Origin of the sequence: Zoogloea sp., from assembly GCF_041908905.1 — a bacterium.
Classification (GTDB): Bacteria; Pseudomonadota; Gammaproteobacteria; order Burkholderiales; family Rhodocyclaceae; genus Zoogloea.
Window position 1 is genome coordinate 23,924 of record NZ_JAYREK010000045.1, and the last position, 6,523, is coordinate 30,446.

Genomic DNA, 6,523 nt, shown 5'->3' on the forward strand with positions numbered 1-6,523 from the left:
GGTTCAGGCTGGTCAGGCGGCCTTCAGGATGTCGTAGAGCTGATCCTTCAGCATCAGGCGGCGCTTCTTCATGTCTTCGAGCGCGAAATCGGTGGCCGGCTCGATGTTGGTCTCGACGTTCACCACCTGCCGGTTGACCGCTTCGTACTCGTCGACGAGGCGGGAAAACTCACCGTTCGACGCCTTCAGGACGTCGACTTTTGCCTTGAACTCGGGCAATTCGTGGATCAGATCATGTTGCTGCATGCCGATTCTCCCTCTTTCTAGATGAATAGCCAATGTTGCGTGCGATTCACTTTACGCCGCCGGGGCGCCTGGAAAGTTGACGGGGGTCAATCCCCGGCGCGCGGGGACGGCACACCCTGGGCGCCCGCCGGGGCGAGCCCCGCGATTCTGGGCGTCGTGGTGGTGACATCGGCATTCTGGGCCCGGTGGCGCAGGGCATGGTCCATCAGGACGATCGCCAGCATGGCCTCGGCGATCGGCGTGGCGCGGATCCCGACGCAGGGGTCGTGGCGGCCGTGGGTGTTCACGACCACCGGCTCGCCGGCCTTGTCGATGGACTGACGATCGAGGCGGGTGCTGGAGGTCGGCTTGATGGCCATGCTCACCACTACGTCCTGGCCGGTGGAGATCCCGCCGAGCACGCCGCCGGCCTGGTTCGACAGGAAACCCTCGGGCGACATCTCGTCGGAGTGCTGGGTGCCGAGCTGGGCGACGCTGGCGAACCCCGCGCCGATCTCGACGCCCTTCACGGCGTTGATGCTCATCATGGCGTAGGCGATATCGGCGTCGAGGCGGTCGTACACCGGCTCGCCCCAGCCGACGGGCACGCCGCTCGCCACCACGTTGATGCGCGCGCCCACCGAGTCGCCCGACTTGCGCAGCGCGTCCATGTAGGCCTCGAGCTCGGGCACGATGGCCTGGTTGGGCGCGAAGAAGGCGTTGCCGGCCACGTCGCCCCAGGCGGCGAAGGGGATCTCGATGGGGCCGAGCTGGGCCATGTAGCCGCGGATCACGATGCCGTAGCGCTCGAAGAGCCACTTGCGGGCGATCGCTCCGGCCGCGACCCGCACTGCGGTCTCCCGCGCCGACGAACGGCCACCGCCGCGGTAGTCGCGGATGCCGTATTTCTGCCAGTAGCCGTAGTCGGCGTGGCCCGGGCGGAAGCTCTCGGCGATGTTGCCGTAGTCCTTGGAGCGCTGGTCCTGGTTGCGGATCAGCAGTGCGATCGGCGTGCCGGTGGTGACACCCTCGAACACCCCCGACAGGATCTCCACGCTGTCCGGCTCCCGACGCTGGGTGACGTGGCGGGAGGTGCCGGGCTTGCGCCGGTCGAGCTCGGCCTGGATGTCGGCCTCGCTGATCGCCAGCCCCGGCGGGCAGCCATCCACCACGCAGCCGATGGCCGGGCCGTGGGATTCGCCGAAGGAGGTGACACAGAACAGCTTGCCGATCGTATTACCGGACATGGGAGACTCGCGAAGGATGAGAATGGAAAACGGCCGGCGACGCCGGCCGACATGTGCGGCACACAGTCTAGCACTGCCGCCGACCCTCGGCCGGCAGCCGCGCCGGACGGCTTACTGGAAGAACTCGTCGAGACGCCCGAAGACCGGGTGGTCGCCGGCGTGACGCTCGACGTAGCGCACGTCCTCGAGCTTCTCGACCTGGCGGATCATCTTCTCGAGGCGCTGGTCCTCGAACACCAGCAGCCAGATGCGGCTGGTCTCGCCGGAGCCGACGGGCATGCACAGGATGCCCTCGACGTTGAAGGCGCGCCGGGCGAACAGGTTGCAGATGTGGCTCATCACCCCCGGGTGGTTGGCCACGCCGAGTTCCAGCACGACCTTGTTGAAACCGGTGGTTTCCGGCACATCGGGGATGAACTCGGAAAGAGGCTTGGCGTTTTGTTCGGACATCGTTTTCTCTCCTCTGGCTCAGCCGATCATCTCGGAGTTGGCGGCGCCCGGCGGCACCATCGGGTAGACGAACTCGTTGGGGTCGATCGTCGCGTGGATCAGGCAGGGGCCGGGCGTGTGCAGGGCTTCGGCCAGGGTCGCGCGGGGGTTGGGCGACGGGTCGAGGTCGACCGCACGCATGCCGAAGCCTTCGGCGATCTTCAGGAAGTCGGTCGGGCGCTCGTAGCGGGAGGCCATGATGCGCTTGCCGTAGAACAGGTTCTGCTGCTGATGCACCAGGCCGAGGGACTGGTTGTTCATCAGGATGATCTTGACGTTGACGTTCTCCTGGGCGGCGGTGGCCATCTCCTGGATGTTCATCTTGAGGCTGCCGTCACCCGAGAAGCACACCACGGTGCGGTCGGGCGCCGCCAGCGCCGCGCCGATCGCCGCCGGAAAGCCGAAGCCCATGGTGCCGAGGCCGCCGGAGTTGAGCCACTGGCGGGCGCGGCGGAACGGGTAGGCCTGGGCCACCCACATCTGGTGCTGGCCGACGTCGCTGGTGATGATGGCGTTGTCGTCGAGGCAGTTGGCCACCGCGTGGATCAGGCCGTAGGGCGAGCGCGGGTCTTCGACGCCGGGCATCGCCAGCGGGAAGCGGCCCTTGAGGCTCTCGACATGGGACAGCCAGCGCTTGCGCAGCTGGGGCTTGACCCGCGGCAGCAGCTCGGCGAGCACCTGACCCACGTCGCCGGCGATGGCCACGTTGGCGTTCTTGACCTTGTGCAGTTCGGAGCGGTCGATGTCGATGTGGATGATCTTGGCGTTCGGGCAGAACTCGGCGGTCTTGCCGATGGCGCGGTCGTCGAAGCGGGCGCCGACGCAGATCAGCAGGTCGGCCTCTTCGAGCACGTAGTTGGTGTAGCGCGCGCCGTGCATGCCCAGCATGCCGATGGCGAGCGGATGGTCCATCGGCATCGCGCCCAGGGCCATCAGGGTCATGGTGGTGGGCAGGGACGCCTGCTCGGCCAGCGTGACGGCCATCGCCGCGGCGCCGGAGTGGATCACGCCACCGCCAAGGTAGAGCACCGGGCGCTCGGCGGCCTCGATCATCTTCGCGGCCTCTTCGACCAGCGCGATGTCGAACTGCGGCGCGGCATCGGGCACCACCACGGCGGGGTAGTCGTCGAAGCTCACCATCTGGTTCTGCACGTCCTTCGGCACGTCGATCAGCACCGGGCCCGGGCGGTCGGACATGGCGATGCGGAAGGCCGCGGGGATGACGTTGAGCAGATCCTTCGCCGAGCGCACCAGGAAGTTGTGCTTGGTGATGGGGATGGTCATCCCGTAGGTGTCGACTTCCTGGAAGGCGTCGGTGCCGATCATCGACAGCGGCACCTGGCCGGTGAGGGCGATCATCGGGATCGAGTCGAGCTTGGCGTCGGCGATGGCGGTGACCAGGTTGGTCGCGCCGGGGCCGCTGGAGGCCAGGCAGACCTCGGGGCGGCCGGAAACCCGCGCCATGCCCTGGGCGATGAAGCCGGCGCCCTGCTCGTGGCGGCACAGCACGTGGTGGATCGTCTCGCTCTTGGACAGGGCGTCGTACATGGGCAGCGCAGCGCCGCCGGGCACGCCGGCGATCGTGCTGATTCCTTGCCGTTCGAGCAGCTTGACGATCAGGTCTGCTCCAGTCATTTGCATCATCGATGTTCTCCTAGGGGCTTGGGAGCCGTACTGCAGTCCGGGCCGGGGTGCGACAAAACGACAAAACCCCCGCCGGTTGCGCGCCGGCGGGGGTCTGAAATCTCTGATCTACTGCCAGCAACCCTTACGACGCGCGGACACCTACGCCTACTACGCGTACAACGACGACGTCGAGCGAGAGGATGGCGGCGTTACGGTTCATCGGGGCTGTTCAGTCATGTATAAGACAGTGCTCGGATTATTGGCATAAAGCGCGGTAAACACAAGCAGTTTTTTGCAACGCACCACCCGCTCCGGGGATCGCCCCGCCGCTCACGCGGCCGGATGCGAATCGCGCAGCACCCGGCGCAGGATCTTGCCGACGTTGCTCTTGGGCAGCTCGTCGCGGAACTCCACGAACTTCGGCACCTTGTAGCCGGTGAGCCCGGCGCGGCAGTGGGCGATCAGCGCTTCGGCGGTGAGGGCCGGTTCCTTGCGGACGACGAAGATCTTGACCGCCTCTCCCGAATGCTCGTCCGGCACCCCGAGGGCCGCCACCTCGAGCACGCCGGGGTGGGAGGCCACCACGTCCTCGACCTCGTTGGGATAAACATTGAAGCCGGAGACCAGGATCATGTCCTTCTTGCGGTCGACGATGCGCACGAAGCCGCTCTCGTCGATGACGGCCACGTCGCCGGTACGCAGGTAGCCGTCGTGAGTGAAGGCGCGGGCGGTGTCCTCGGGGCGGCGGTAGTAGCCCTTCATCACCTGGGGCCCCTTGACGCACAGCTCGCCGGGCACCCCCGGCGACACCTCGTAGCCCTCGTCGTCCCGCAGGCTGACGTCGGTGGACGAGATCGGCAGGCCGATCGAATGGTTGAACTCGGGCAGGTCGAGCGGATTGATGCACACCGCCGGCGAGGTCTCGGTGAGACCGTAGGCTTCGGCGAGGGTCTTGCCGGTGAGCGCCTTCCAGCGTTCCGCGACGGCCTGCTGCACCGCCATCCCGCCGCCGAGGGCGATCTTCAGGCTGGAAAAATCCAGCTTCGCAAAGTCGGGGTTGTGGAGCAGCGCGTTGAACAGCGTGTTGACGCCGGTGATCGCGGTGAACGGGTACTTCGCCATCTCGGCCACGAAGCCGGGAATGTCGCGGGGATTGGTGATCAGCAGGTTGCTGGCGCCGATCTTGAAGAAGGTCAGGCAGTTCGCGGTGAGCGAGAAGATGTGATACAGCGGCAAGGCGGTGACGATCAGCTCCTCGCCTTCCTTCACGTAGGGCGCGATCCACGCGTGGGCCTGCTGCAGGTTGGCGATGATGTTGCCGTGGGTCAGCATCGCCCCCTTGGCGACGCCGGTCGTGCCGCCGGTGTATTGCAGGTAGGCGAGGTCGTCATGGGTGAGCGGCACGGGCCGGAGCGGATGAGCCGCGCCACGGTTGAGCGCCGTGCGGAAGTTCACCGCCCGGGGCAGGCTCCAGGCCGGCACCATTTTTTTGACGTGACGGACGACGAAGTTCACCAGCATCGACTTCGGGAAGCCGAGCATGTCGCCGAGCCCCGTCACCACCACGTGGCGCAGCGCGCCGACCTGCCCTGCGACCTCCTGCAGCGTATGGGCGAAGTTCTCGACGATGACGATCGCCTCGCAGCCGGCGTCGTGCAGCTGATGCTCGAGCTCCCGGGCGGTGTAGAGCGGGTTGACGTTCACCACCGTGTAGCCGGCGCGCAGGACCCCGAACATGGCAATCGGATACTGCAGGCAGTTGGGCATCATCAGGGCGACGCGGGCGCCAGGGGCGAGCTTCAGCTCACCCTGCAGGTAGCCGGCAAACTGCGCGGACAACACCTCCAGCTCGCGATAGCTGAGGGACTTGCCCATGTTGATGTAGGCCGTCCGCTCGGCAAACCGGCCCACCCCCTTGTCGAACAGGTCGACGAGGGAGCTGAACTCCGTGACGTCGATCTCGGCGGGCACGCCCGGGGGGTAGCTGTTCAGCCAGATCTTGTCCATTGCGTCTCCTTTGGTGTCGGCGGTTCACCTCAGCGACCGGAGCCGGCACATCCGGCGCCTCGCCCTCCGCGGACGGTCCGGCACCGGAGATGTCTGCCTCCAGCGTCTTCGACCGGCGTTTGATACGCCGTGTTCTCTTGATACGCCTTGCCATCGGGCCGCCGCACGGAACGGCCCGTCATCCGTCTGCCTCCTCCAGGCGGACGCCCGGAGCTGCAATCAGGCCGCGTCGTCCTCGGCGGGCCAGTTGCGGATGTAGTTCTTGAGCATGCGGTTCTCGAAGCTCTGCTCTTCGAGCACGGCCTTGGCCACGTCGTGGAAGGACACCACGCCCATCAGGGTCGTGTCGTCCATCACCGGCAGGTAGCGCTGGTGATTCTCGACCATCAGGCGGCGCAGTTCGTCCATCTGCATGTTCACGCCGGCAGCCACGGGGTTCTTGATCATGGCGTCCTCGACCGGCAGGGACTGCCAGTCGGCGCCGGCCTTCTGGGTGGCGACCAGCACTTCGCGGAAGGTCAGCAGGCCGACCATGCGCCCCTTGTCGAACACCACCAGGGAGCCGACATCCTGCTCCGTCATGATCGCCACGGCCTCGGACAGCGCCCGGTTGGATGAAACCGTAAACAGAACCTTGCCCTTGATCGCCAGAATTTCGCTGACCAGCATTTTTTTATCCTCGTGGTGGCGTCGAACGCCGGAGTCAATATCGGGAACCATGTTATTCGATTGCCCGCGCGGCGAGAAGGCGGCAGGGATAGGGATTTACCCCAGTTAGCCGCCGGCACGGCGCCCGCCAAAAGAAAAGGCTATGTCACCGTTGCCTGTGGAAATACTCCGATAGCGGCGAGGAGCATCTTGTCGGGCGTATCAAGTCGGCGCGTGTCGAGTGCCCGGCGCCAGCCCAGATAGTTCGGGAGGTAGTGCGT

Annotated in this window: 6 protein-coding genes and 1 pseudogene; all 7 read right to left on the reverse strand. The window is 66.2% G+C overall.

Annotated features, from left to right (window positions below):
* Window positions 1-12: 12 nt before the first annotated feature.
* Entirely contained in the window at window positions 13-246 is a 234-nt protein-coding gene (locus ACE3OU_RS16955) for a YdcH family protein (protein WP_374242732.1), read from the reverse strand.
* Window positions 247-332: 86 nt separating this feature from the next.
* A complete protein-coding gene (gene aroC, locus ACE3OU_RS16960; RefSeq protein WP_374242733.1) occupies window positions 333-1,472 on the reverse strand; it encodes a chorismate synthase in 1,140 nt (379 codons plus the stop codon).
* 111 nt (window positions 1,473-1,583) lie between these two features.
* Complete coding sequence (ilvN, locus tag ACE3OU_RS16965) at window positions 1,584-1,922, reverse strand: acetolactate synthase small subunit (RefSeq protein WP_141349265.1); 339 nt, start codon at window positions 1,920-1,922, stop codon at window positions 1,584-1,586.
* 18 nt (window positions 1,923-1,940) lie between these two features.
* Window positions 1,941-3,605: an acetolactate synthase large subunit gene (gene ilvB / locus ACE3OU_RS16970; RefSeq protein ID WP_374242734.1), complete on the reverse strand. Its 1,665-nt coding sequence runs from the start codon at window positions 3,603-3,605 to the stop codon at window positions 1,941-1,943.
* Between the two features lie 312 nt (window positions 3,606-3,917).
* Entirely contained in the window at window positions 3,918-5,594 is a 1,677-nt protein-coding gene (locus ACE3OU_RS16975) for an AMP-binding protein (protein WP_374242735.1), read from the reverse strand.
* A 219-nt stretch (window positions 5,595-5,813) separates the two neighbouring features.
* Window positions 5,814-6,263: a CBS domain-containing protein gene (locus ACE3OU_RS16980; RefSeq protein WP_374242736.1), complete on the reverse strand. Its 450-nt coding sequence runs from the start codon at window positions 6,261-6,263 to the stop codon at window positions 5,814-5,816.
* A 140-nt stretch (window positions 6,264-6,403) separates the two neighbouring features.
* A pseudogene (locus ACE3OU_RS16985) lies at window positions 6,404-6,523 on the reverse strand (IS1595 family transposase); the annotation flags it as partial.

Excerpts from the sequence above, each read along its gene's own strand:
- ACE3OU_RS16975 (WP_374242735.1), bottom strand. The coding sequence starts at position 5,594 with ATGGACAAGATCTGGCTGAACAGCTACCCCCCGGGCGTGCCCGCCGAG.
- ACE3OU_RS16955 (WP_374242732.1), bottom strand. The coding sequence starts at position 246 with ATGCAGCAACATGATCTGATCCACGAATTGCCCGAGTTCAAGGCAAAA.
- aroC (WP_374242733.1), bottom strand. The coding sequence starts at position 1,472 with ATGTCCGGTAATACGATCGGCAAGCTGTTCTGTGTCACCTCCTTCGGC.
- ilvN (WP_141349265.1), bottom strand. The coding sequence starts at position 1,922 with ATGTCCGAACAAAACGCCAAGCCTCTTTCCGAGTTCATCCCCGATGTG.
- ilvB (WP_374242734.1), bottom strand. The coding sequence starts at position 3,605 with ATGATGCAAATGACTGGAGCAGACCTGATCGTCAAGCTGCTCGAACGG.
- ACE3OU_RS16980 (WP_374242736.1), bottom strand. The coding sequence starts at position 6,263 with ATGCTGGTCAGCGAAATTCTGGCGATCAAGGGCAAGGTTCTGTTTACG.